At 55.2% G+C, this 23,993-nt stretch carries 20 protein-coding genes; 15 read left to right on the forward strand and 5 right to left on the reverse strand.

Going from position 1 to position 23,993, the window contains the following annotated elements; translation table 11 throughout:
- The first annotated feature begins 7 nt into the window (after positions 1 to 7).
- From KVQ82_RS14870 to KVQ82_RS14885, 4 genes are all read left to right on the forward strand, one after another.
- A complete protein-coding gene (locus KVQ82_RS14870) occupies positions 8 to 661 on the forward strand; it encodes an amino acid ABC transporter permease (protein ID WP_041063863.1) in 654 nt (217 codons plus the stop codon).
- Positions 658 to 1,380 carry an amino acid ABC transporter ATP-binding protein gene (locus KVQ82_RS14875; RefSeq protein WP_041063865.1) on the forward strand — a complete coding sequence of 241 codons (723 nt, stop codon included), beginning with the start codon at positions 658 to 660 and terminating at the stop codon, positions 1,378 to 1,380. The genes KVQ82_RS14870 and KVQ82_RS14875 overlap by 4 nt, the downstream gene beginning before the upstream one ends.
- Before the next feature lie 207 nt (positions 1,381 to 1,587).
- Positions 1,588 to 5,544 carry a trifunctional transcriptional regulator/proline dehydrogenase/L-glutamate gamma-semialdehyde dehydrogenase gene (gene putA, locus KVQ82_RS14880; RefSeq protein ID WP_222019396.1) on the forward strand — a complete coding sequence of 1,319 codons (3,957 nt, stop codon included), beginning with the start codon at positions 1,588 to 1,590 and terminating at the stop codon, positions 5,542 to 5,544.
- An 83-nt stretch (positions 5,545 to 5,627) separates the two neighbouring features.
- Positions 5,628 to 7,613: a methyl-accepting chemotaxis protein gene (locus tag KVQ82_RS14885; protein ID WP_222019290.1), complete on the forward strand. Its 1,986-nt coding sequence runs from the start codon at positions 5,628 to 5,630 to the stop codon at positions 7,611 to 7,613.
- A 19-nt stretch (positions 7,614 to 7,632) separates the two neighbouring features.
- Here KVQ82_RS14885 and KVQ82_RS14890 read toward each other — a convergent pair whose 3' ends face one another.
- Together KVQ82_RS14890 and KVQ82_RS14895 are read right to left on the reverse strand one after the other, a co-directional pair.
- Positions 7,633 to 8,565: a TIGR03571 family LLM class oxidoreductase gene (locus KVQ82_RS14890; protein ID WP_041063872.1), complete on the reverse strand. Its 933-nt coding sequence runs from the start codon at positions 8,563 to 8,565 to the stop codon at positions 7,633 to 7,635.
- Between the two features lie 154 nt (positions 8,566 to 8,719).
- On the reverse strand, positions 8,720 to 9,865 hold the full coding sequence (locus tag KVQ82_RS14895; RefSeq protein WP_041063873.1) for an NAD(P)/FAD-dependent oxidoreductase: 1,146 nt from the start codon (positions 9,863 to 9,865) through the stop codon (positions 8,720 to 8,722).
- 52 nt (positions 9,866 to 9,917) lie between these two features.
- Between KVQ82_RS14895 and KVQ82_RS14900 the strand changes: the two genes are divergently transcribed.
- Positions 9,918 to 10,376, forward strand: a complete 459-nt coding sequence (locus tag KVQ82_RS14900) for a MarR family winged helix-turn-helix transcriptional regulator (RefSeq protein WP_041063875.1) — start codon at positions 9,918 to 9,920, stop codon at positions 10,374 to 10,376.
- A 102-nt stretch (positions 10,377 to 10,478) separates the two neighbouring features.
- On the opposite strand, the gene KVQ82_RS14905 is transcribed toward KVQ82_RS14900, so the two are convergent.
- A complete protein-coding gene (locus KVQ82_RS14905; RefSeq protein WP_041063877.1) occupies positions 10,479 to 11,405 on the reverse strand; it encodes a LysR family transcriptional regulator in 927 nt (308 codons plus the stop codon).
- A gap of 287 nt (positions 11,406 to 11,692) precedes the next feature.
- On the opposite strand from KVQ82_RS14905, the gene KVQ82_RS14910 reads away from it, so the two are divergent.
- The 8 genes from KVQ82_RS14910 (at position 11,693) to KVQ82_RS14945 (ending at position 19,863) form a co-directional block, all read left to right on the forward strand.
- Complete coding sequence (locus KVQ82_RS14910) at positions 11,693 to 12,208, forward strand: flavin reductase family protein (RefSeq protein ID WP_222019291.1); 516 nt, start codon at positions 11,693 to 11,695, stop codon at positions 12,206 to 12,208.
- Positions 12,209 to 12,265: 57 nt separating this feature from the next.
- Positions 12,266 to 13,252 (forward strand): ABC transporter permease, encoded by a 987-nt coding sequence (locus KVQ82_RS14915; RefSeq protein ID WP_041063881.1) that lies wholly within the window; start codon positions 12,266 to 12,268, stop codon positions 13,250 to 13,252.
- 58 nt (positions 13,253 to 13,310) lie between these two features.
- Positions 13,311 to 14,264: a sugar ABC transporter substrate-binding protein gene (locus KVQ82_RS14920; RefSeq protein ID WP_052510573.1), complete on the forward strand. Its 954-nt coding sequence runs from the start codon at positions 13,311 to 13,313 to the stop codon at positions 14,262 to 14,264.
- A 22-nt stretch (positions 14,265 to 14,286) separates the two neighbouring features.
- Positions 14,287 to 15,786: a sugar ABC transporter ATP-binding protein gene (locus KVQ82_RS14925; RefSeq protein WP_222019292.1), complete on the forward strand. Its 1,500-nt coding sequence runs from the start codon at positions 14,287 to 14,289 to the stop codon at positions 15,784 to 15,786.
- 29 nt (positions 15,787 to 15,815) lie between these two features.
- Positions 15,816 to 16,613: an SDR family NAD(P)-dependent oxidoreductase gene (locus tag KVQ82_RS14930; protein WP_222019293.1), complete on the forward strand. Its 798-nt coding sequence runs from the start codon at positions 15,816 to 15,818 to the stop codon at positions 16,611 to 16,613.
- 198 nt (positions 16,614 to 16,811) lie between these two features.
- Positions 16,812 to 17,915 carry an LLM class flavin-dependent oxidoreductase gene (locus KVQ82_RS14935; RefSeq protein WP_222019294.1) on the forward strand — a complete coding sequence of 368 codons (1,104 nt, stop codon included), beginning with the start codon at positions 16,812 to 16,814 and terminating at the stop codon, positions 17,913 to 17,915.
- A 79-nt stretch (positions 17,916 to 17,994) separates the two neighbouring features.
- Positions 17,995 to 18,879: a transketolase gene (locus KVQ82_RS14940; protein ID WP_041063888.1), complete on the forward strand. Its 885-nt coding sequence runs from the start codon at positions 17,995 to 17,997 to the stop codon at positions 18,877 to 18,879.
- 3 nt (positions 18,880 to 18,882) lie between these two features.
- Positions 18,883 to 19,863: a transketolase family protein gene (locus tag KVQ82_RS14945; protein ID WP_041063890.1), complete on the forward strand. Its 981-nt coding sequence runs from the start codon at positions 18,883 to 18,885 to the stop codon at positions 19,861 to 19,863.
- Between the two features lie 210 nt (positions 19,864 to 20,073).
- Here KVQ82_RS14945 and KVQ82_RS14950 read toward each other — a convergent pair whose 3' ends face one another.
- Complete coding sequence (locus tag KVQ82_RS14950) at positions 20,074 to 20,979, reverse strand: NAD-dependent epimerase/dehydratase family protein (RefSeq protein WP_041063892.1); 906 nt, start codon at positions 20,977 to 20,979, stop codon at positions 20,074 to 20,076.
- Positions 20,980 to 21,126: 147 nt separating this feature from the next.
- Here KVQ82_RS14950 and KVQ82_RS14955 point away from each other — a divergent pair, with 147 nt between their 5' ends.
- Together KVQ82_RS14955 and KVQ82_RS14960 are read left to right on the forward strand one after the other, a co-directional pair.
- Positions 21,127 to 22,050, forward strand: a complete 924-nt coding sequence (locus tag KVQ82_RS14955; protein WP_041063894.1) for a LysR family transcriptional regulator — start codon at positions 21,127 to 21,129, stop codon at positions 22,048 to 22,050.
- 119 nt (positions 22,051 to 22,169) lie between these two features.
- Positions 22,170 to 22,952, forward strand: a complete 783-nt coding sequence (locus KVQ82_RS14960; protein ID WP_222019295.1) for an SDR family NAD(P)-dependent oxidoreductase — start codon at positions 22,170 to 22,172, stop codon at positions 22,950 to 22,952.
- A 121-nt stretch (positions 22,953 to 23,073) separates the two neighbouring features.
- On the opposite strand, the gene KVQ82_RS14965 is transcribed toward KVQ82_RS14960, so the two are convergent.
- Positions 23,074 to 23,937, reverse strand: a complete 864-nt coding sequence (locus KVQ82_RS14965; protein ID WP_222019296.1) for a type 1 glutamine amidotransferase domain-containing protein — start codon at positions 23,935 to 23,937, stop codon at positions 23,074 to 23,076.
- Positions 23,938 to 23,993: the final 56 nt, after the last annotated feature.

Genomic DNA, 23,993 nt, shown 5'->3' on the forward strand with positions numbered 1-23,993 from the left:
GTGCGCCATGTTTTTTGAAGGGACATTAGCGTGGAGCGACATCCTTTTTCTGTTGAAGGGTGCTGTTGTCACAATCGCGATTACGTTGGCTGCGGTCGGGATAGGCACATTGCTCGGCACACTGTTTGGTGTAATCAGAGCCGGTGCCGCGTGGTGGATAAGCTCTCCCATCGGTTGGGTGCTGGATATCTTTCGTTCTGTGCCGCTGTTGATTCAATTGGTCATATTCAATTCGTTCAACAGCATGTTTCGCCTGAACTGGCCAACTTACGTAGTGGCGTGTATTTGCCTTGGCGTCTATGCCGCAGCACTGTGCACCGAAATCGTCAGGAGCGGGGTGGCGGCAGTGCCTGCGACCACCCGCCGTGCCGCGCGATCACTGGGCCTTTCCTGGCGCCAGGAGGTGGCCTCGATCACCTTGCCGATCGCCACCAGAATCGTGTTCCCGAGCTGGATCGGTCTGGCCCTCGGGATCATGAAAGACACCTCGCTAGTGTTGTGGATCGGCATTATCGAACTGTTGCGTAGCTCGCAGATTGTTACAACTCGAGTGCAGGAACCGCTGACCATTCTGGCCATTACCGGCGTGATCTATTTCTTAATGAGCTTCCCTATTGCGAGACTCGGCGCTCGCCTTGAGAAAAGGTGGCAAATACAATGATAAAAATTGAAGACGTACATAAACACTTTGGCGCCTTGCATGTACTCAAGGGCGTCAGCCTGAGCGTAAATAAAGGCGAAGTGTTATCGATGATCGGTGGTTCGGGTTCCGGCAAGTCGACCATGCTGATGTGTATCAATGGTCTGGAAGATATCCAGCAAGGTCGTATCAGTGTCGATGGTATTCATGTCCATTCGAAAAAAACCGACCTCAATCAACTTCGGCAAAAAATCGGCATCGTCTTTCAGCAGTGGAATGCGTTTCCCCACATGACCGTGCTCGAAAACGTGATGCTCGCGCCAAGAAAAGTCCTGGGCAAATCGAAACAGGAAGCCGAGGCGATCGCCGTCGAAAAACTCCGGCATGTCGGTTTGGGTGAAAAGCTGACGGCGTTCCCATCGCGCCTGTCGGGTGGCCAACAGCAACGCATGGCTATTGCCCGGGCATTGGCGATGTCGCCAGATTACATGCTGTTCGACGAGGTGACATCAGCCCTCGATCCGCAATTGGTCGGCGAGGTGCTTGATACCTTGCGCATGTTGTCTCACGAAGGGATGACGATGATCGTGGTAACCCATGAAATGCGTTTCGCCCGTGAGGTTTCAGATCGTGTGGCTTTTTTCCATAAAGGACAGATCCACGAATTAGGGACGCCCGAACAGATCTTCGACCATCCTGAAAAAGCTGAAACCGCAGACTTCCTGCGCTCGGTACTCTGAAGATCGCGCCCTTGCAATAAGGGCGGCGAACATCGCGGCTACCGTATCAACCGGTAGCCGCGATGTTGACGCCGATTACGTCATTCTACTTGGCGGCAATCATTGCCTTTGCGCCCTGAAGTTGCCAGGAGTCTCGTACTGGCGCGTCTTCAATTCGGTTCATGACCGCTCCATTTTCCTTTTAACGGTTTCCTTGGCTGGGCTCTAATAATGGCGACTACCCTCGGTGTGAAACTCGACGACCTGACCCGTGAACGTCTCAAATCTGCCGCTGCATCAATTGATCGAACCCCGCATTGGTTGATCAAGCAGGCCCTTTTCCATTGTCTGGAAAAGCTTGAAGGCGGCATTACGCTGGATGAGCTGCTAGGCACGCACCTCGGTGATCCGGAGGAACAAGGAGAACTGGCAGCGGTGGAGACGGCCTGCCAACCCTTTCTAGACCTGGCCGAAAACATCCATCCACAGTCGGTGCTCAGGGCGGCGATTACTTCAGCTTATCGGCGGCCAGAGGAGGAGATGGTACCCATGCTGCTTGAGCAGGCACGTCTGCCTGCAGAGATGGCCTCTTTGACAGCCGGACTGGCTACAGACATTGCCGACAAGCTGCGCAATCAAAAAAACGCCAGCGGACGGGCAGGGCTTGTGCAGGGATTACTTCAGGAGTTCTCCCTGTCCTCGCAGGAAGGTGTTGCTCTGATGTGCCTGGCCGAAGCGCTGTTGCGCATTCCGGATAAGGGCACGCGCGATGCGTTGATCAGGGACAAGGTCAGTAATGGCAACTGGCAGACGCATATCGGCAAAAGTGGCTCTCTGTTCGTGAATGCTGCGACGTGGGGGTTGCTGCTGACCGGGAAACTGGTCGCGACTCATAGTGAATCCGGAATGACCTCTACGCTTACACGCATCATCGGCAAAGGTGGAGAGCCGCTGATTCGTAAAGGCGTAGACATGGCGATGCGTGTCATGGGCGAACAGTTTGTCACCGGCGAAACCATTGCGCAGGCATTGGCAAATGCTACCCGATTCGAGTCCAAGGGCTTTCGCTACTCCTACGACATGCTCGGTGAAGCGGCACTGACCGAGCATGACGCACAGAAATACCTGGCGTCCTACACTCAGGCCATTCATGCCATTGGCAAGGCCTCCTACGGCCGTGGAATCTACGAAGGCCCCGGCATATCAATCAAGCTTTCGGCACTGCACCCGCGCTACAGCCGTGCGCAATACGAGCGCGTGATGGACGAGCTGTACCCGCGCCTGCTGTCGCTGACCCTGTTGGCCAAGCAATACGACATCGGCCTGAACATCGACGCCGAAGAGGCTGATCGTCTGGAGCTGTCGCTGGATCTGCTCGAGCGCCTGTGCTTCGAGCCACAGCTGACTGGCTGGAACGGCATCGGTTTCGTGATTCAGGCGTACCAGAAGCGTTGCCCATACGTGATCGACTACGTGATCGACCTGGCTCGCCGCAGCCGTCATCGCCTGATGATCCGTCTGGTGAAAGGCGCGTACTGGGACAGCGAAATCAAGCGCGCCCAGGTCGAAGGCCTGGAAGGCTATCCGGTCTACACCCGCAAGGTGTACACCGACGTTTCCTACATCGCCTGCGCGCGCAAACTGCTGTCGGTGCCGGAAGTCATCTACCCGCAGTTCGCCACGCACAACGCCCACACCCTGTCGGCGATTTATCACATTGCCGGTCAGAACTATTACCCGGGCCAGTACGAATTCCAGTGCCTGCACGGCATGGGCGAACCGCTCTACGAGCAGGTTGTCGGCAAAGTTTCCGAAGGCAAGCTGAACCGTCCGTGCCGCGTGTACGCACCGGTCGGCACCCATGAAACCCTGCTGGCGTACCTGGTGCGTCGTCTGCTGGAAAACGGCGCGAACACTTCGTTCGTCAACCGCATCGCCGACCAGTCAATCACCCTCCAGGAATTGGTTGCTGATCCGGTGTTGACTGTAGATGCAATGGCTTTTGAGGATGGTGCTCACGGCCTACCACATCCAAAGATTCCGTTGCCAAGGGATTTGTACGGGGTCGATCGTGCCAACTCCGCCGGAATCGACTTGACGAATGAACATCGCCTTGCCTCTCTTTCCTGTGCGTTGCTCGCTACTGCGAACACTGAATGGGTCGCCACACCTATGCTGGGTGGAGGCGGGCGATCGGGTGAGGTTAAACCGGTCCGCAATCCCTCAGACTTGCGAGACATCGTGGGGCACGTCCAGCCGGCTGACCTGGAAGATGTCGAACAGGCACTGGGACATGCAACCAGTGCTGCCCCTATCTGGCAGGCAACGCCCGTCAGCGAACGGGCGCAAATTATGGAACGGGCAGCGGACCTGATGGAGGCGGATATTCAACCGCTCATGGGCCTGCTCGTGCGAGAGGCCGGGAAAACCTTTGCCAATGCTATTGCCGAAGTGCGAGAGGCTGTCGACTTTCTAAGGTATTACGCCACACAGGCTCGCAAGGAGTTTACCAATGATGCTCATCGGCCATTGGGGCCGGTAGTCTGCATCAGCCCTTGGAATTTCCCGTTGGCTATTTTCACCGGCCAGGTCGCTGCCGCATTGATGGCAGGCAATACAGTTCTGGCCAAACCAGCCGAGCAGACATCATTGATCGCCGCGCAAGCTGTACGCATTCTGCTTGAAGCCGGTACTCCGATTGGCGTACTGCAGCTTTTGCCGGGGCGAGGCAGTGTCATCGGCTCGGCGCTAATCAGTGACGACCGAGTCAAGGGGGTCATGTTTACCGGGTCGACAGAGGTAGCACGTCTGCTGCAAAAAAATATCGCCGGACGCCTCGACGCAATAGGTCGCCCGGTTCCGCTGATTGCAGAGACGGGCGGCCAGAACGCAATGATCGTTGACTCATCGGCGCTGACCGAGCAGGTCGTCATTGATGTTGTGGCTTCCGCTTTTGACAGTGCCGGCCAGCGCTGCTCAGCGTTGAGGGTGCTGTGCCTTCAGGATGACTCAGCGGATCGAGTAATCGAGATGTTGAAAGGCGCTATGGCTGAATGTCGGCAAGGCAACCCGGACCGGTTAAGCGTGGACATTGGACCAGTCATTGATGCCGAGGCGAAAGCGGGCATCGATAAACACATCGAAAGCATGCGTGCCAAAGGTCGCTCGGTTTACCAGACTTCAATCATTTCAGGTGAGGATTTCCGCAGAGGCACATTCGTACAGCCGACGTTAATCGAGTTGGAAAGCATTGATGAACTGGAACGAGAGATCTTCGGGCCGGTACTTCACATCGTTCGCTATAGCCGCAAGAATCTCGATCGACTGATCCAGCATATCAATGGTTCCGGGTACGGGCTGACGTTGGGGGTGCATACCCGTATCGATGAAACCATAGCCAAAATCATTGGGAATGTTCACGCGGGCAATGTTTACGTAAACCGTAACATCGTCGGAGCAGTTGTCGGCGTGCAGCCATTTGGAGGAGAAGGCTTGTCCGGCACCGGGCCGAAAGCCGGTGGACCTCTTTACATGTATCGCCTGCTGTCGACAAGACCGGAGCATGCTTTGTCCAAAGCGTTTGGTGAATCCGACGCGCAGAATGCTCCAGAACAAAGTGCTCGCGAAAGTTTGCTGCGACCACTTAAGTCTCTCGTTGTTTGGGCTCATTCCATTAGAAATAACGCGCTGTATTCACTCTGCACGACATTTGAAACCGAATCGCAAAGCGGACTGACACGTGTGCTGACCGGGCCTACGGGTGAGCGAAACACTTACACGATTCTGCCTCGGTCTCGTGTGCTGTGCATCGCTCACACGGAAGCGGATCTGCTGGTGCAACTGGCGGCTGTACTCGCCGTAGGCAGTCAAGTCTTGTGGGTCGAAAACCCAGAAACAAAGGCGTTGTTCAGCAAACTTCCTGAAGCAGTACAGCGCGTTATCAGTAGAGCTGTGGAATGGAACAGCGGAACGGTGGAGTTCGACGTCGTTCTTCATCATGGGCATTCAGATCAATTGCGGCATTTATGCCAACTCATCGCTTCTCGGCCAGGGGCAATCATCAGCGTTCACGGCCTGTCACCTGGTGAGTGCGACATTCCACTGGAACGGCTGGTCATCGAGCGGGCGGTGAGCGTAAACACCGCCGCCGCAGGTGGTAACGCAAGCCTGATGACCATCGGTTAAGCGAAGGGCAGGGGGCTGACAGGGAACGTCGGCCGTTTGACGTGATATCTCGCAACCAGCGATCTCCATTTGTAGGAGCAGTGATGTTCAGACCCGTTCTGGCTTTGATGAACCGTGCGCGATATGCGCAGAAGTTTTCACTGATTTTCGTGGTGTTCATGCTTCCGTACTGTTGGCTCTCCATCGATAAGATGATCAGCATTTACCAGGAACGACAGTCAGCCCGACTCGAGCTGCAAGGACTTGAAGCCATGAGTAAAAGTCTGTCCGAGTACAAAAAAGCCGTGGAGCTTGCGGGCCTTGAGGTTGTCGCGCGTGCTCGCAACAAACCAGACATCGCCGCGCTCATTCGAAAGCAGGCTGATTTGCTCAAACAACAAACAAATGAACTGAACCAGTGGCTGAAAAAAAGCCCGTTCTCCAATTCCCTCGTCACCTCGAATGCTCCGGCACAGATTACTGACGCTTCACAGCCTTTGAGCGTGCGATATACCGAGGGGGCCCGCGCACTTCACAAACGCCTTGTTACTATCAAGGAAATTGCCGCATCGGCGCGCCTCAATCATGATGACGACCCACTTGTCTATCGCAATATGGCGCTGTTGCTCGACGAAATCCTGCCCCTGTATCAAGTGCTCGCTCAGACCCAAAGTTACGCAGGCTATGTCACTGCATTTGGCTATCTCGACTCGTCCACGCAAGCCACCGTCCTTAACCAACTGAACAATTTCGACCGGTTCATTCAGGCCGAAAACAACGGGGCGGACAATGCTGATACACAATTGCTCATTGCCAGTGCGGCCCAAGAAGCTGAGTCCAGATACAAATCAAGCATCATTGATCCCTATTCGATAACAGGCTCGGTCTATCAGAAGCTGATGGGCACTTGGCTAGAGCGGTTCAACGATTACGCGCCTTTTCTTGCGAAGCTTGACCAAGCGATGGAGTCAGTGTTCGCACAGGCCGACCAAAAACTGCATGAACGCTTGGCTAAATGCCAAAACAAACTGATGCTCTGGGGTTTTGCGCTCACGGCAACAGTTATGGTGATCATTTATCTGTTCATCGGATTCTACCTGTCCGTTGGCCGGGCCATCCGCGAACTCTCAGGCGCGACGCGTCTCCTTGCGCAAGGCGATCTACGCCACGGGATAAAATCATTGGGGAGTGACGAACTGGGCGACCTCGCACGAGACTTCAACCTCATGCAAGCCCGTATGCGCGAACTGATATCCGAAGTGAAAAACTTTTCCTTTTCAACACAGGACAAGGCGGTACATGTCAGCGAACATGCACTCTCATCTCACAAAAGCATAGAACAGCAAGCTGTCAGGCTAGAGTTGATTGCAGCCTCAATGGTGGAGTTGGTCAGTAGCGTACAAGAGGTCAGCGTCAGTTCCCATACAACGGCCGACAAAGCTAGCCTGGCAGGTCAGAAGTGTCGCGACGGTACCGTCCAGGTTGGCCGGGCAGTGACGGGAATCAATAATCTGTTCCAGGAACTGAACGACTCAATGATTTCCATACAAGCGGTGGAAAGCGAAAGTCAGGCCATCTCAAAAGCGGTAGGACTTATCAAGAGTGTTTCCGAGCAGACAAACCTGCTCGCACTCAATGCCGCGATCGAGGCAGCACGTGCTGGTGACCAGGGTCGGGGATTTGCGGTGGTCGCCGATGAAGTGCGTAGCCTGGCGATTCACTCCCATAAGCTGACGGGCGAGATCCACGCTAACATTACCCGGTTGCAACACGAGGTACTCAACGCGGTCTCGATCATCCGCAGTTGTCATGGCAACGCATCTACAACGGTTGAGGAGGTGTCCCGGGCAGCCGGCTACTTTGATGACATTACCTGCGGCATGGCGCTCATCATCGATCAGAATATTCAGATTGCTTCAGCTACTGAGGAGCAGGCGAATGTTGTGCAAGACGTTGAGCAGAATACGTTAGAGATAAAAACGCTGAGCGAGTCCACGGCAGGGCAGACACTCAGCACGGTCAATATCAGCAATCAGGTTGCTGATATGACACGTGATTTGCACGGGCTAATTGCCAATTTCAAGGTGTAAGTGAGCTGCCGGTGTTGTTTTACCGAGCGTCGTGAAACCTGGGCAAGACGTACTCGGCAATTTCTTCAATCACCTCGGCAACCGGGCGCGTGTTGTGACGAAGATGCAGACCTACGTGTTGCACACCTGCTTCACGCAGTGCTTCCAATTCATCAATGAGGGCCATCCTTCCGCCTCGTCCGCCGAAGCGCACGGGTTTCATTGGCGAATGAGGATCGGCTTCAAGGTGCAGGTGCAGGAACGTGATGTAAGGCTTGTCGCCGCCGACTTCTCGCCACAGCCCGACACGCCGGCGATGTTCTTGCGCTGTTCCGGGGTAAGCGAGCCAGCCATCCATGTGTTTTCCTATCCACTCGGGTGATTGCTGACCAAGCCCGGCGACGAGCAGGGGAGCTTGTTCCTGGCGCTGTGGCAGGAGTTGAACACCTTCAGGCAAGCGTCCGTTGCCCTGACTTTTGAGCAGTTCTACAGCGCTGCGAAAGTGTGCTCCTCGCTGGTCGTAATCGACACCGAACAGCGGGTATTCCATCGGACGGTCGCCACTGGCCACTCCCAGTAGCAGACGACCATCGCTCAGTTCGTCGATGCTGTTGGCAGCTTTAAGAGTCAGCCACGGTTGTCGAAGCGGCAACACGACCGCCGCAGTGCCCAGCATGATGTTTTTGGTAATACCAGCCAGATAGCCCAGGTAGGAAAAGGCCTCGAATACTTGCGCTGCATCTCCGAAATGCGGGTCGTACATCGGAACATCCCGCACCCACAGTGCTCGAAAGCCGCTGCTGTCGGCCAATTGCGCCAGTTGTGCATGTTGCTTGAGGTCAGGGACGCCGAAAGGACGATCCTCCGCTATACGCAGGCGCTGGCCTGTTGTCGACCAGTCATTGTCCAGTGGCAGTTCCAGGCCGAGGGAAAAGTCTCCCGGGCCAAGCAATCGTTGAAAGTGCGAGTTCATCAGATCTCCTGCGCCTTATGTGATACCAGGCAACGTAATGTGTGAATGCCGCCAGTATCGGCCGCTCCCCACTGGAGAAAAATGTGTCAACACGCACAAGAGTCTTGAGCAAAACGCACGATTGATATGGATGCTGTCGTTGCCTGAATGGAGGTCAATGCCGGGGGCCTTGATGGCTCTGAAACATGGCTAGAGCCAGTGCTTGCCCATCATGAGAAAGAAAGGTAGCCGCTCCCTCTGCTGCACCTTTGGCAGATGCGACCACACGGTCAAACATCATTCGTTCGTACTCCGCTACGGCGTTATCGGACGAACGACGCTTGATCAGCAAATCCGCGAGTTCGGCGGCGTCAAGCATGGCGTTATTCACACCGTCGCCACCAAACGGCGACATTACATGAGCTGCATCACCGATCAGGGTTAAGCCTGGACGATGTACCCAAGAATGGCCCGTGGGCAGGGCAAAAATCGGGCGAACGGCGAAGTCATCGTTACAGGCCCGGAAAAGACCCAGAATATTCTCGGAGTACCCGGCGAACTCTTGAATCAATCCCCCGCGCACGGCGCGTGCTGATTTGAAGTCAAATTTCCTCTCGACCCACCCCATAGGCACGCGAAAGATTGCATACCCACGGACATGGGCATTGCCATTTCGCTGGACTATGAGGGCCTTGCCATCACCTTGTACATTCAACATTCCACGGCCTACCAACGTAGCCAAATCAGGATGCAAGCGGTCAATATCATCGATGCCAAACTCTACAAAGCACAGCCCGCTGTATTGCGGCTCGTATGTCGAGAGGTAAGGCCGCACACGTGACCAAGTGCCATCGGCGCCGACCACGCAATCAAAAGGACCCTCGTTACCGTGGCCGAACGAGAGGTTCCAGCAGTTGCCCCCGGCTTCCTCCAATTCCGACAATGCACAGTTCCAACGAATCATCGTCGCTGGCAAAGCGTCCAGCAGCAGAGAACGCAGAGCTGTGCGATCCACTTCGGGTCGATTGCCGTCACTGGGGTTTTGATCATCGAAAAGCAGCTGCCCGTTCTTGGTCAGGAGCCGCATGCCTTGATCTTCGTAGCGGGCGACAGCTTGAAATTCATTTCTCAATCCGGCGCGTTCAAGCGCCAGCAACCCCGAGTCCTCGTGCAAATCGAGCGAACCACCTTGAGGCCGTGAAAGTGGGTGAACATCCCGCTCGTACACAGTGGCGACAATACCGTGCAAGTAAAGAATACGAGCCAGCGTCAGTCCGCCGAGGCCTGCGCCAATGATCGCAATGCGTGGATTTGAATGCATGAAAGCCAGCCATTAAGATAGGTGCCTATACATTTAATATAGGTGCCTATGCATGTCAAATGTGTTGGATAAAAACCCCATGAGGCTGATAGGGATGGTGTCTAGGAGCTTTTCGCGCCTGGTCGACTTACCGCTTCGAGAACTTGGCCTTACCGTCAGCCAATTGCCCGTATTGGTCACACTCAAAAACTTCGGAGCGATTTCACAGGGAGAATTGGCCCGAGCCGTTCGAGTCGAGCAACCCAGCATGGCGCAACTGCTCAGTCGTATGGAGCGTGATGAGTTGGTTCAGCGTGTACTCGATCCTGCAGACGGCCGCAGTCGGCTGATCTCGCTGTCAGCACTGGCAACATGTCAGTTGCCCAAAGCCAAACGAGTGATGGATCAGACATGCAGCCAGGCGCTTGAGGGTTTAAGTGCTGAAGAACAAATGCTATTGCACAAATTGTTGCTGAAAGTGGATGCCAATCTAAACCGGGCCTTGGAGCACATGCAGCAAGCGAGTAAATGAAGGTGCTTCCCCTCAAAAAGTTTTTTGAGCAATGACGGGATGCTTGTGTTACCAGTCCGAATGACTGAAGTCCCTACGCGCTGCTGATTGCGATCACTGAGGTTAAGGTGCCGGCAGATTGTATCGCGACGGTGTATCGAGGTTTTTAAAGTACTGCACGGCATATTCGACGAACGTCTTTACGCGCGACGGTAGCTTTTTCCCACCCTCGGTCAGCAGATGAAAACCGGTGCTCGGGCATTGATAGTCTTCAAGCAATGGGATCAACCGTTTGGCGTGTAGGTCATCTGCCACCTCCCAGACTGACTTCCAAATGATCCCTAGGCCTTGCACTCCCCATTGACGCAACGTGAATCCGTCATTGGCCATCCGGTTACCCTTGACCTGAATGGTCGTCGGCACCCCTTTGTCCATGAATTTCCAGCGATCAAGCGTGAAATCCGCACTCAGGTGTACCAGGCAGTTGTGATGCTGCAGATCTTCAGGGGTGCGCGGTGCACCGTGCTGCTGAAGATATTGTGGAGAGCAGCAAACGATATGGCGGTCCACTCCGAGTGAGCGGGCGATAAGTGAGCTGTCCGGAAGGTCGCCGAACCTGATCGCAATGTCTGACCCGGACTCAACAAAATCCAGTACGCGGTCAGTGAGGAAAAGGCGAATGACGATATGAGGATTTTCGCTGATAAAACTGTCGACCAACTGGCTGATCCACTGCCGGCCCAGATCGGTAGGGCACGTCAGTCCGATGGTGCCAAGTACATCACTGTGGCCGTTTTTGATGATGCTGTCGAGGGTGTCGACCTCTTCAAGAATTTTCCGGGCGTTTTCAAACAAGAGTTGCCCTTCGGCGGTAGGGCTCAGGCTTCGCGTGTTGCGCTTGAGCAACCGCAATCCATAAAAGTCCTCCATCGCCTTGAGTCGACCACTCATGGCCGCAGGTGACAGGCCCATCTGCCGACCCGCGGTTGAAAGGGAACCTGTCTGAACGACGAGGCGAAATAGCCGCATGTCTTGCAATCGATCGACCATGGGAATCTTGTCTCGTGGAAGTTGTTTTTGTTTTCAGAAAAGTATCAGTCAATTATTCAGTAAAAACCACAAATTCAAAGTGAAAGCGAAAAGTCGTTGTGATACGCAAGTGCTTTGGGACGGGGCTTTGAGTACGCCTGTGAAGCAAATTCAAATATGTTTGTTGTTGGGTTCACCTTTCGGCATCAGTGAATAGTCATTTCCCTAAAATCGAATAGAAAAGTCCGATTGATTGTTAATAATGCAAGTCAGTGCCTGTGAGTCACAATAAAAAGAGGGTTTATGCTATGCGTGTTCAATATCAAGAGACCGCCCCTTCAATAGACCTGGCCGGTCAGTTCAAAATGGCAATGGGCCGCTTCGCCTCTTCAATAACCCTTATCACCACACTCGATGATGACGGTCAGTCCCACGGCTTGGCCGCGACTGCCTTTTCCTCGGTATCGATGGACCCCGCCTCGGCACTGATCTGTGTTATTCGCACCGCCAGTGCCTCGCCGATCATCAAGCGTTCCGGGCTCTTCTGCGTGAATATGCTGCAAAGTCAGCATGAGCCGATCTGCAAAATCTTCAGTCAACCCGATTTGCGCGAACGGCGATTCGTGGAAGGCGACTGGCGCACCGGCGTGCATGGCATCCAGTATCTGACCGATGCACAGGCGGCGATTTTTTGCGAAGTCGTGCAGGAGATAGAACACGGTTCACATACGGTGTTTATAGGAAACGTCATAGATGTGATTACGCAGCCATTGGAAGAGCCTCTCCTCTATATGGGAGGCCGCTATCGGCAGCTCGGTCACTAAGTCGTAATTGATGCACTGCTCGATCTTATAACAATTAAATAAGAAGTGGATGTGGGTATGAACAACCAGTTGTTGGCAAAGGCACGACTCTCCGGAGCAATTCCAAAGTGGATTGGTCTGGAGTCCAGTATCGCTGGCCCTATGGTCGGCCTGTTGTTGTTATGTGCGGTATTGACCTTCTTTACCGATAGCTTTCTGACCCTGAGCAACTTGCTTAATGTACTGGATCAAGTGACCGTACTGGGCATCATGGCCTTGGGCATGACCCTAGTGATTTTGATCGGTGGTATCGATCTGTCCGTGGGGGCCGTGCTGGCGGTGGCGATCATGGTCATGAGCTGGCTCGAACAGGTCCTGGGCCTGCCAATGTGGGCGGCCATGCTTGCTGCGATCGCCGTGGGTGCAGCGTGTGGTTCGACAACCGCCTTACTGGTCGTGCGAGCGGGCCTGCCTTCATTTATTGCAACACTCGCGATGATGTCGGTCGCTCGTGGTTTGGCCTACATGGTCACAGACGGTGCTCAGGTCAGCGGTTTCCCTGAGTGGTTCAGCAATCTCTCGGTGATTCGTTACGGGGGTGTGCTGTCGCTGACGGTCACTTGCTTCGTGGTGCTGGCGCTGGTGTTTTGGTTCGTCCTCAAATTTACGGTCTCAGGACGAAGTCTGTATGCCATCGGTGGGAGCAGCAAAGTGGCCAAGCTCGCCGGCATCCGGGTCAAGGGGTACACCAGCGCGGTGTACATCATCTCCGGCATCTGCGCGGCACTGGGCGGCATCATCATGACGTCGCGTCTGGACACTGCCGGCGCCGGCGCAGGTGTCGGTTATGAACTTGATGTGATTGCCGCCGTTGTGATCGGCGGAGGCAGCCTGAAAGGCGGTGCAGGCAGCGTGGTGGGCACAATCATCGGCGTGCTGATCATCGGCGTCTTGCGCAACGGCTTGAACTTGGCGGGTATTTCTCCTTTCGTCCAGCAAGTGGTCATCGGCGCGGTCATCGCGTTCGCGGTAATGCTCGATTTACTCAAGCGCAAGACTGATTGAGTCCGGATCACGCTTCAAAAGAATCCCCGTCTACACACACGATTAGAAGGATAAAAACATGAAGCTGTGTGCTGTTTTCTCGCTACGTTTTCTGTGGTTGCCGTTGCTCGGCGGCCTGATGTCGATGACTGCTCACGCACAAAGCAAGGCGTTGGATGAAATCACTGTGGGAATGTCGATCCCCAGCCTCCAGTGGGTGTTCTATCTGATGGTTCGCGATGGTGTCATGGAGCAGGCAAGTACCCTCGGTATCAAAAATGTGCTGGTAGCTGATGCCCAGGCCGACCCGGCGCGGCAGGTCAGCCAGATTCAGGACATGCTGAGTAAAAAAATCGACGTGCTGCTCTACACCGCTACCGGTAGTGCCGCTTCGGCCGTGCCAGTGCGTCTGGCGAGACAGCAGGGTGTGCCGGTGATCTGCATTGACAACTTTCCGAAAAACGTCGAGTGCGACGCATATGTTTCGACGGACAACCTGGCAGCCGCAGGTGAACTGGCCCGGCAGATGATCCAGCTGACGGGCGGCAAGGCCGAAATCGGTCTGCTGCAAGGCACCTTGGGCGACTCCACTGAAGTGGCCCGTGCCAAAGGCCTGGATGCGGTGTTGTCCGAGGTACCTGAAATGAAGATCGTCGACCACAAGCCCACTGACTGGCTGCAGGAAAACGGCTTCAAGGTCGCCCAGGACATGCTGCAGAAGAACCCGAACATCAATGTGTTCATCGGGCGTTCCGATGCTCCGGCGCTGGGTGCGGCACAGGCGGTAAAAGTGGCCAACATCGATCACAAGGTCTGGGTTTTCGGTTATGACGGTTTGCCATCTGCCCTGGAGGCCATTCGTGATGGAAAAATGGACATGACCATAACGCAGCAAGCCGTGGAGATGGGGCGTACCGCATTGCGTACCGCCGTCGATCTCCAGCAAGGCAAACAGGTAACCAAGACCCAGTTGTTGCCAGCCTTTGTAACTACCCGGGAAAACGCAGCAACCTTCCTCGAGAAGCACCCGTGAGTCCGGTGAAGGAGGGCACGTCATGACAGTCATCAAGACCCACCAGGCGCCTTTGTTTCGCGCGAGCAATATCGGCAAGTCTTTCAACTCGGTCAGGGTGCTGGAAGACATCAGCCTCGACATTGGCTATGGAGAAGTGGTCGCTCTGCTTGGCGAAAACGGCGCGGGAAAATCCACCTTTTCCTCGATCGTCGCCGGAGCGCTGACGCCATCGAAAGGCAAGATGTTTGTTGCCGGCGAACCTTATGCGCCGAACGGGCCGGGCGCTGCCATGGCGCAGGGGATCAACATGATCCACCAGGAAATCCATCTGCTGCCCGACTTGAGTGTGGCGGAGAACGTGTTCCTTGGTCATTTACCCACGCAAAACGGCATTGTTGACCGCAAGACCATGTTCCGTGAAACCGAGAAACAACTGCGCCGTCTCGGCCTGGACATCTCGCCGGAGACGCCGGTGCGCCAGCTGAAAATCGCTGCACAGCAACTGGTGGAAATCGCGCGGGCGCTGACGCTCAACTCGCGGCTGTTGATTCTCGATGAGCCAACCGCCGCGTTGGGCAAAGACGAAACCGAACTGCTGTTCAAGCAGATCCGGGAGCTGAAAAAGGAAGGCGTGTCATTCATCTACATCAGCCATCGCATGGACGAGATTGCGCGGATCGCTGACAAGGTAGTGGTGATGCGCGACGGTCACCTGATTGCGCGGCACGACAGCGGTTCGGCTGATGTCGGCGTTCTGGTCTCGCAAATGGTGGGGCGCCCGATTGATCGCCTGTTTCCGGAATTACCCATCCCTGGGGACAAGGTGGTTTTGAGCGTCGAGCAACTATCGGACAGGGCGGGGCGTTTTCACGATGTGTCGTTTTCAGTGAAGGCTGGGGAGATCTTCGGTATTGCCGGCATTGTCGGCGCCGGACGTACCGAACTGGTTCAGGCGATTGCCGGATTGAGCGCACTGAGTACCGGCAAAGTAATGCTCGGCGATCGAACGCTGCCCGCCAACAACGTGCTGGCGGCGATTGACGCCGGCATCGTGTTGATCCCGGAAGATCGAAAATCCGAGGGCGTAGTGCTGAATCAGACGATTGCCGAGAACCTTGCGTACTGCAATCTGGATAGCCTCAGCTCCTGTGGAGTAATTGCCGGACACCGGGTAGCGGCATTCGCTCGTGAACGCATCGCGACCCTGGGGATCAAGGGCGTAGCGGGGCAGATACTCGACAAGTTGTCCGGTGGTAATCAGCAGAAAGTAGTGATTGCCAAATGGATCGCTCGCAATCCGAAAGTCATCATCCTCGATGAGCCGACCCGAGGCATCGACATGGGCGCACGGGCGGCGATTTACGAACTGATCATTGACCTGTCGAAAACCGGTGTGTCGGTGATTGTCGTCAGTTCCGACCTGGAGGAAGTCATCGGATTGTCCCATCGGGTGATGGTCATGGCTCGCGGTTGCTCCCAAGGCATCCTGCATCGGCCGCAGATTGCCCCTGACCGCATCATGACGCTGGCCACCGCGTGATGACCGAGAATCTTCGAGGAACATCTAACATGTCGTCACCCTATCAGGCATTGCCATACCGGCCTTTTGCCGAGCTTCTTGATTTATCCGGTAGAACCGCGGTGGTTACTGGTGGTGGCAGTGGTATCGGCTTCGCCATCAGTCGGCGACTGGTGGAAGCCGGGGCCAACGTGGTGATTGGAAGCCTTGCGCCGGAGCGCAGTGGGGAGCTGGTGGAGGCTGGTTTTCCCGTGACGTTTCAAGCAACCGATGTCAGCCAACCGGCGGATATTCAGAGGCTGGCGGACACCGCTGTCGAGCGCTTCGGCAGCGTGGATATATGGATCAACAACGCAGGCATCTATCCGCTCAAGGCCATTGACGAAGTCGATGCGGACTTCTGGGACGGGCTGCACTCGATCAATACGCGAGCGGTATTCGTGGGCACGCAGGTGGCGCAACGGCAGATGCGCAGGCAGCGGAGCGCTGGGGCGATCGTCAACCTGTCGTCGATTTGTGGTCACAGGCCCATGGCCAATCACTGTACCTACGATACATCTAAAGGCGCGGTCATGGCCATGACTCGCAGCCTCGCGAAAGATCTGAGCGCCTTCAATATCCGGGTCAATTCGGTGTCGCCGGGGCTGACCGCGACACCCGGCAATCTGGAGCCGGAACTGCTTGAGCAGCACCGCAAAAACAACGTGCTGGGCAACATCGCCCTGGGCCGCGCGGCGGAACCTTGGGAGATCGCCGATGCGGTGCTGTTCCTGGTTTCACCGCTGTCGTCCTATGTGACCGGAATTGATCTGCTGGTGGACGGCGGTTGGTTGTTGCACGGAAGTTAAAACACAGGTCAAGCACTTGAGGGTGAGTTGCAGGCGTTAAGTGACGCCTCACTTCCCCGGAATTTAACCCATTCCTTGAACGTTGCGACTTGCAGCGCCGGCATTGGCACGCCTGCGAAACGAGCGCTCGTCATAAAAACGGTGAGTTGTGAAAACTGTTCGCAACGCGCCCATCACTCAACGCAGCAGGAGAACGACATGAAACTCGCCATGTTCATGCAGCCACTTCATCACAAGGGCTGGGACTATCACGAGATGTACGATCAGGATATCGCCTGCGCTGTCCATGCTGACAGCGTCGGTTTTGATGAACTCTGGGTCGGTGAACACACGTCACAGCGCACCGAGCCGATCACCAACGCGCTGCAATTTCTGTCCACCCTGATTCCGCTGACTCAACGCATGAAACTGTGCACCGGTGTGCTGAATTTGCCGCATCATTTCCCGGCGCGAATTGCCGCCGATGCTGCGATGTTCGACCATATGTCCAAAGGGCGCTTCATCATGGGCATTGGCCCTGGCGGGCTCGCTTCCGACTTCGAGGTGTATGGCAGCAACGGTAAGGACCGTGGGCAGATGATGGTCGAGTGCTACGAGATGATACGTGCAATCTGGAACTCGAAAGCGCCCTATGATTTTTCCTCAGAGCACTACCAGGTCAGCCTCAAGGACGCGGTGCACCACGATCTGGAAATCGGTTACATGCCGACGCCTTTTCAAAAGCCGTTTCCGCGCGTGGCAACCACGGCCATGAGTCCGTTTTCCGGCACTGCGAAACTTGCCGGTGCCAAGGACTGGGACCTGATGTCCGCCAACTTCAACCCGACCGCCACGGTTGCCTCCCATTGGCTCGCTTACTGTCAGGGTGCCGAAAGCGCAGGTATCAAAGCCGACGCCAATAACTGGCGTGTGGCTCGTTCGGTGTTCGTTGCCGACTCCCAAGCTCAGGCCGAGGACTATCTGGCGCAAGAGAGCTGCACGCTGCGACGCTACTTCGATTACATGATCGATAACCTTGCCACCAACCATTACACCAAGATCTTCAAGACCCGCCCCGACATGACCGACGAGGAAGTCACGGTCGACCATTGCATCAAGGAAATGGTGATTTACGGCGACGTGAATTCCGTCACCGAGCAACTGGTCGCGTTCAGTGAACAGACTGGACCGTTCGGTACGTTGATGACCACTTTCCACGAGTGGGATGACGAAGCGCTGTGGCGGCGATCGATGCAACTGACTGCGCAGCAAGTCATGCCTCGCCTCAACGATTACATGACACCTCGTTTGAAAGCGCAGTGATCGCCTGATTGCCGTGGGCTTATGTGTGGCCGCATCGCAGGTGCGGCCAAAATTCTGCTAATGCGCCTGGATACGACATATGACTGATTTGACAGATATCCGCGAAAGCGCGGATCAAGCCTTTGAATTGACCGAAAAGGAGTTGGCTCGCCTGCGGGAAAAAGCTCAATTCATCCGTCTGGAAACCATCCGGCTGATCGAGATCGCCAAGGTCGGCCACTACACTTCGGTATTTTCCGCTGCCGAGTTGTTCGCTGCGTTGTATTACGACGTGATGGAACTGCGATTCGGTCAGCCGAAGTGGCCCGACCGCGACCGTTTCATGATGGGCAAAGGACACGCCGCCGTCGGCTTGTTTCCGGTGTTGGTGGAGTGGGGCTTCTTCGCCAAAGACATTCTCGACAACTACACGCGCCTCGGCAATCCCCTGGGTGACCACCCTGACATGCGCAAAGTCCCCGGCGTGGATTTTTCCTCAGGTTCTATCGGTCATGCTCTGTCCGGCGGTTTGGGCATGGCTCTGGCCGGGCGGATGCTGGGCAAATCATTCACCACTTACGTGATGCTCGGCGATGGGGAAATGCAGGAAGGGCAAGTGTGGGAGGCGGCACTGTCGGCGGCTCACCACAAGACTGCAAACCTGGTGGCGATCATCGACCGCAATGGCTATCAGCTTGACGGCAACGTTGATGATGTTATCGGTATCGAACCATTGGCGGACAAGTGGATTGCGTTCGGCTGGGAGACCCATGTGGTAGATGGCCATGATCTCGCTGCGGTCACGAGCCTGTTGCGTCGCCTCAAAGCCGATACGACACGCACGCAACCGGTATGCGTCATTGCCAATACGGTCAAAGGCAAAGGGGTTTCCTACATGGAGACTGAACCAGGTTGGCACCTGGGGTATCTCGATCCCGAAGATGCACAACGTGCAATTGACGAAATCAAAAGCAAGGTGATCTAACCCATGAATACCGCACCTCTGTCGAACAACTCCTGGCAGTACCGGGAACTCAATAGCCAGACACCGAGCCTGAATGCCTTGTCGGATGCCTTGATCGAACTGGTCGAGCGGGGCGAGCCGATCGTTGCCGGTACCGCTGACCTTCAATACTCCAACGGTCTTTCAAAGTTCGCCAAACTGCATCCAGAGAAATTCGTGCAGTTCGGTATTTCCGAACAGAACATGGTGTCAGCCGCCGCCGGCATGGCAGCGGTGGGCATGAAACCGTTTGTGGCGACCTTTGCGTCGTTTCTGCCACTGCTTTGCTGTGAGCAGATCCGTATGGACGTTGCTTATTCGGCGCTCCCGGTACGCCTGATCGGTCACCACGCCGGAATCTCACTCGGCTTTTACGGCACCTCGCACCACGCTACCGAAGACCTGGCGATCATGCGCTCGATTGCCGACATCACCGTCGTCGCACCTGCTGATGGCAACCAGCTCAAAGCTGCGATTCTTGCTTCGGCCAACTACCCACAACCGATCTATTTCCGTATCCAGCGCGGGCGCGACCCTGTGGTGTATGACACTGTTCCGGACTTTGTTTTCGGCAAGGCGACCGTGCATTTGACCGGCGATGAACTGACGATCATTGCCACCGGTTCCACGGTTCATCCGGCCCTCGAAGCGGCGCGGGCATTGAATGCCGCCGGGCGCTCGGTAGGTGTGATCGATATGACCACCATCAAGCCGCTAGACCGTGAGGCGGTACTGACCGCTGCGCGAAATAGTCGGGCGATACTGACCGTTGAGGAACACAACATCATCGGCGGTCTGGGCGGTGCCGTGTGTGAAGTGATCGCGGAGGAGGGCGTCGGCGTCAAGGTTCGCCGGCATGGTATCTACGACGAGTACAGCCTGATTGCCCCGCCAACCCATCTCTACCGGCACTACCGACTCGATGCCGCCGGCATTGAAAGTGTAGCGTTGGAAGTTCTGGGTTGATGACGTAAATCCATACCTGCGTTGTAGTGAACGCGTAGCGGTATTTCTGGCTTTCCCTTTCAGGCAATTTAAGCCTGCACGTGCGATCAGGGTGTTCATTGACGAAGACCTTGGCCGCACGTTTTTTTTGCGAGTGCTTTGTTCGGAAGGACAATTTACACAGGTACAAAAAAGCTCACCGAAGTGAGCTTTCGAACCGCGCAGCGACGATCACCATTGGACGCCGCTTGTCTCGATCCATTGCAGCATCGACTCACGCTTTGGCGTCCAGCCCAGCAGGTTTCTGGCGTTGACGGCTCGCACACGGCTATTGGAGCCGATGGCGAAACGCGCCCAGTCTCCCAACTGAGCGATTGCCTCGTCGGCCGGCCAGCTTTGAATGGCGCCACCAAAACCGAGGGACTTGCTGATGGAGCACGCGATGTCGAGGAACGACGCTTCGCCGTTTTCTGCGAAGAACAAGGAGGCAGATGGCGCCTTTTCGATGGCCAGGCGATAGAGCTCTGCCAGATCCTCAATATGCACGTTAGACCAACGATGTACACCGGCACCGATATAAGCGCCCGCGCCATACTTTCGCGATTGCTCGAACAGCTTCGGCAGTTGATCGCTTTTCACAGGCAAACCCAGGGATTCTCCGTAAATCATGGTCGGGCAAAATACGATGCTGCGGATACCCTGTTCAACACCTGCTCGCCTTACGACCTGGTTGATATGGACGCGGTCTTTACGGATGTCCATAGGCGTAAACGGCGTTTCGTCGGTGAAAATCTCCTTGCGCTCATAAGCGCCGCGAGCATCGTCACCGACAACGCTCGAGCCCGAAGTGTGCAGCAGGACTTTCCCACTGCCGCTCAGTGCTGAAATAAAGGTATGTACCGAAGCCAGATGGTCGGAGTTAGCCGCGTTCACTACCGCGTCCGCAGCACGCGCCTGTTCGGTAAGAATGAAGGCGTCATCCAGGGTGCCGAGCACAGGGGTGATCCCCATAGCCTGCAATGCCCCACGCTGTTCCGGGTTGCGTAGCAGACCGCTGACTTCATGGCCTGCATCCACCAGGTATTTAGCTACAGAGCCGCCGATGTAACCGGTCACGCCGGTAACGAAAATTTTCACTGTCCTGCCTCCCTCTTATTTTGATTGGGCCTGGCCTTTCCTGAGCGAAAGGCGAAGCCATTCCTGAGTAAGGAATCTCATCACCATACGACGGAGGCTTTTTGTGAGCTAGACTGCTTTAACTACAAGAATCTGTGAATCAAGTTCATGCTAAATCTCAAAGACATCAATCGTTCTGGCGAAATGGAAGTGTTCACCCGAGTGGTCAATGCTGGCACTTTCTCAGAAGCGGCACGGCGCCTGGAAATGTCTCCTTCAGCGGTCAGTAAACTGATCGCCCGTATGGAGGCACGCCTGGGGGCCCGTTTGCTGCATCGTTCCACTCGGCGACTGGAACTTACGGCGGAGGGCGAACGTTTCAACAATGAGTGCCTGCGCATTCTTGAGTTGATCGACTCCGCCGAACGGGATATCGGTAACGTGTCCAGGCCCAGCGGGCTGATACAGGTCAACGCCAACCTTCCTTTTGGCCTGCATTACTTGTTACCGCAATTGCCTGAATTTCTGGCGGCCTACCCGGACATCACCTTGAACGTGGAACTGACCGATACCGTTGTGGATTTACTCGAACGACGCGCGGATGTCGCGATACGCACGGGGCCTATGAAGGAGTCGAGCCTGGTCCAGCGTCGACTGGGTGAAAGCCGAATGATCACGGTGGCTTCGCCGGCTTACATCGCACGATACGGTCAGCCGGAAACTCTGGATGATTTGCACCGACATAATCGGTTGAGCTTTGGTTTTCATCGTCATTCGCAGGCTTGGGTTTATCGCGACGCAGCAGGCCAACGCATTGAGATTGAACCCAAGGGTAACGCGTTACTCAGTGATGGTGAGAGCATGCGTCAGGCTGCGTTGGCTGGTCTGGGTATCGCCAGACTTGCAAGCTTCCACATCAATTCCGATATCGAGTCAGGGCGGTTGTTACCGCTGCTTGAGCAATTCAACAGCGGCGAAACCGAAGCCATCCATGCGGTGTTTATCGGCCCTGGCCAGCAACTGCCTCACCGGGTGAGGGTTTTTATTGATTTCCTGCTGGAAAGGATTGCTCCACATCTCAGTTCTAAATGAAGGCAGGTCAAGTAACCACTTTCGTTTTTTGGTTAAAACAGTCTTCTGCAACCCTTGAAAGACTTCATTACGAGCCTGGGGCAAGATTTTGCCTAAAACAACAAAACAAGGCAGCTTCCATGGATTATCAACTGACTGGCAAAACCGCACTCATTACTGGCGGAGCGACAGGCATTGGCAAGGCCATCGCCCAGCGCTTCATTCTCGAAGGGGCGAAGGTTGTCATTAGCGGGTTATCGGCAGATGAAGTGAGTGCGGCGGTTGAAGAACTGGGTGACTTCAGCAAGGGACTGGTGGCCGATTTAACGGAGGAAGGTGCGGCGCAGCAGCTGGTTAATATGGCCCTGGAGGACGGTCCCATCGACTTCCTGATCAATAACGTCGGGATATTCGAAGTCAGGGACTTTTTCGAAACGGACGATGCCCAGTGGTTTCATTACTTCAACGTCAATGTCATGAGCGGCGTGCGTATGACTCGCCTGGTGATGAAAGCAATGCTTGAGCGTGGACAAGGCTCAATTGTGTTTATCAGCAGCGAGTCAGCGGTCAAGCCGCAGCCGTGGATGGTTCACTATGGAGCGATGAAAACTTGCCTTCTGGGTATTTCCCGGGCGTTGGCGGAGTTGACCAAGGGTACCGCGGTGCGGGTCAACTCGATACTGCCTGGGCCAACCTGCACCGATGCGGTCAAGCGCTATCACCAGGAAATCGCACAAGAGAAAGGCATCTCGGCTCAACAAGTAGTCCAGAATTATTTTGACGAAACCGAACCCACATCCTTGATCAGACGTATGATCGAACCCGAGGAGGTAGCCCGCAGCGTCCTCCACCTGGCAGCCTCGCCGGCGCTCAACGGCATGGCCATGCGCGTTGAGGGCGGGACCATACGCTCGGTACTGTGAGATAGGTTTCGACGTTCTAGCGCTGACTTTCTTGCCAGCGCTTTCTATCCAAAGCGGCCGCGAGCAACCTGATGACGCTGAGACTGTTCCGGAACTCACCGTGAACAGGTGACTGAACCATTCAACGTATTTGAGTCGGTTGTGAGTCCTTGAGTCGCTGGAGTAAAACCTTGCCCACATCCAACGCTGAACCCGGGTTTTGCCCTGTCACCAATTCGCGGTCGATGATGACATTAGAGGTCCATGGAGTGCTGTTACTGCTGTAGAGGCCACCGGCCTGTTCAAGTGCAGTTTGCGGATAGAACTTCATGGCGCCTCCCTTCAACAACCCTTTGGCCAGTTCTTCTTCTTGATTGCTGATGACGGTGAACTTGTATCCGGCATAAATCCAGCCTGATGCTTGGGCTTTGTTGCCGGCTTCGAGCTTGCGGGTGAAGGCTGTCGGGTCGGACAGCGTCGACAGCAAGGCAATTGGCCCATGACAGACGAGGGCTGTCGTCTTGTTGGTCGCGTGAAAATTGTTGAGCAATCTTCCCAGCGCTGCGTTATGGAGTAAATCCTGCATCGGTGCGTGACCACCGGGTACATAGATCGCATCGAAATGTGCGTAGCCTATCTGTTCGACGCGCGAAAGACTGATGACGGGGGATTCGCCCGGCGATGTAATTTTCAGCTGCTCAAGCAACGCCTTGTGTTCCTGAAGCGCCGTCAGGTCATTGTTGAAATACATTTTGTCGTTGGATGACTGGTCCAATGTCGGCGCCTTGCCTGTCGGCGTCGCAAAGGTCACCGAATGCCCGGCATCAAGCAACAGTTTCACCGGTTGCATCAGTTCATTCAGATAAAAACCGGTAGCGAAGACTTTCTTATCTTTGAGGTCGAGATGGTCTGAGTCTGACAAAACGATCAGTACGTTGCTGGCTTGGGCGTTTACGGTAGCGGCGCAAATAGCCATTGCAAGGGCGAGTCGATTGATAAGGCGCATGAGATTTCCGCAGAGTGATAGGGAGGTTCAGATCAACTGTGTTGACCATTGACGAA

This window comes from Pseudomonas sp. AO-1 (assembly GCF_019775695.1).
Lineage (GTDB): Bacteria > Pseudomonadota > Gammaproteobacteria > Pseudomonadales > Pseudomonadaceae > Aquipseudomonas > Aquipseudomonas parakoreensis.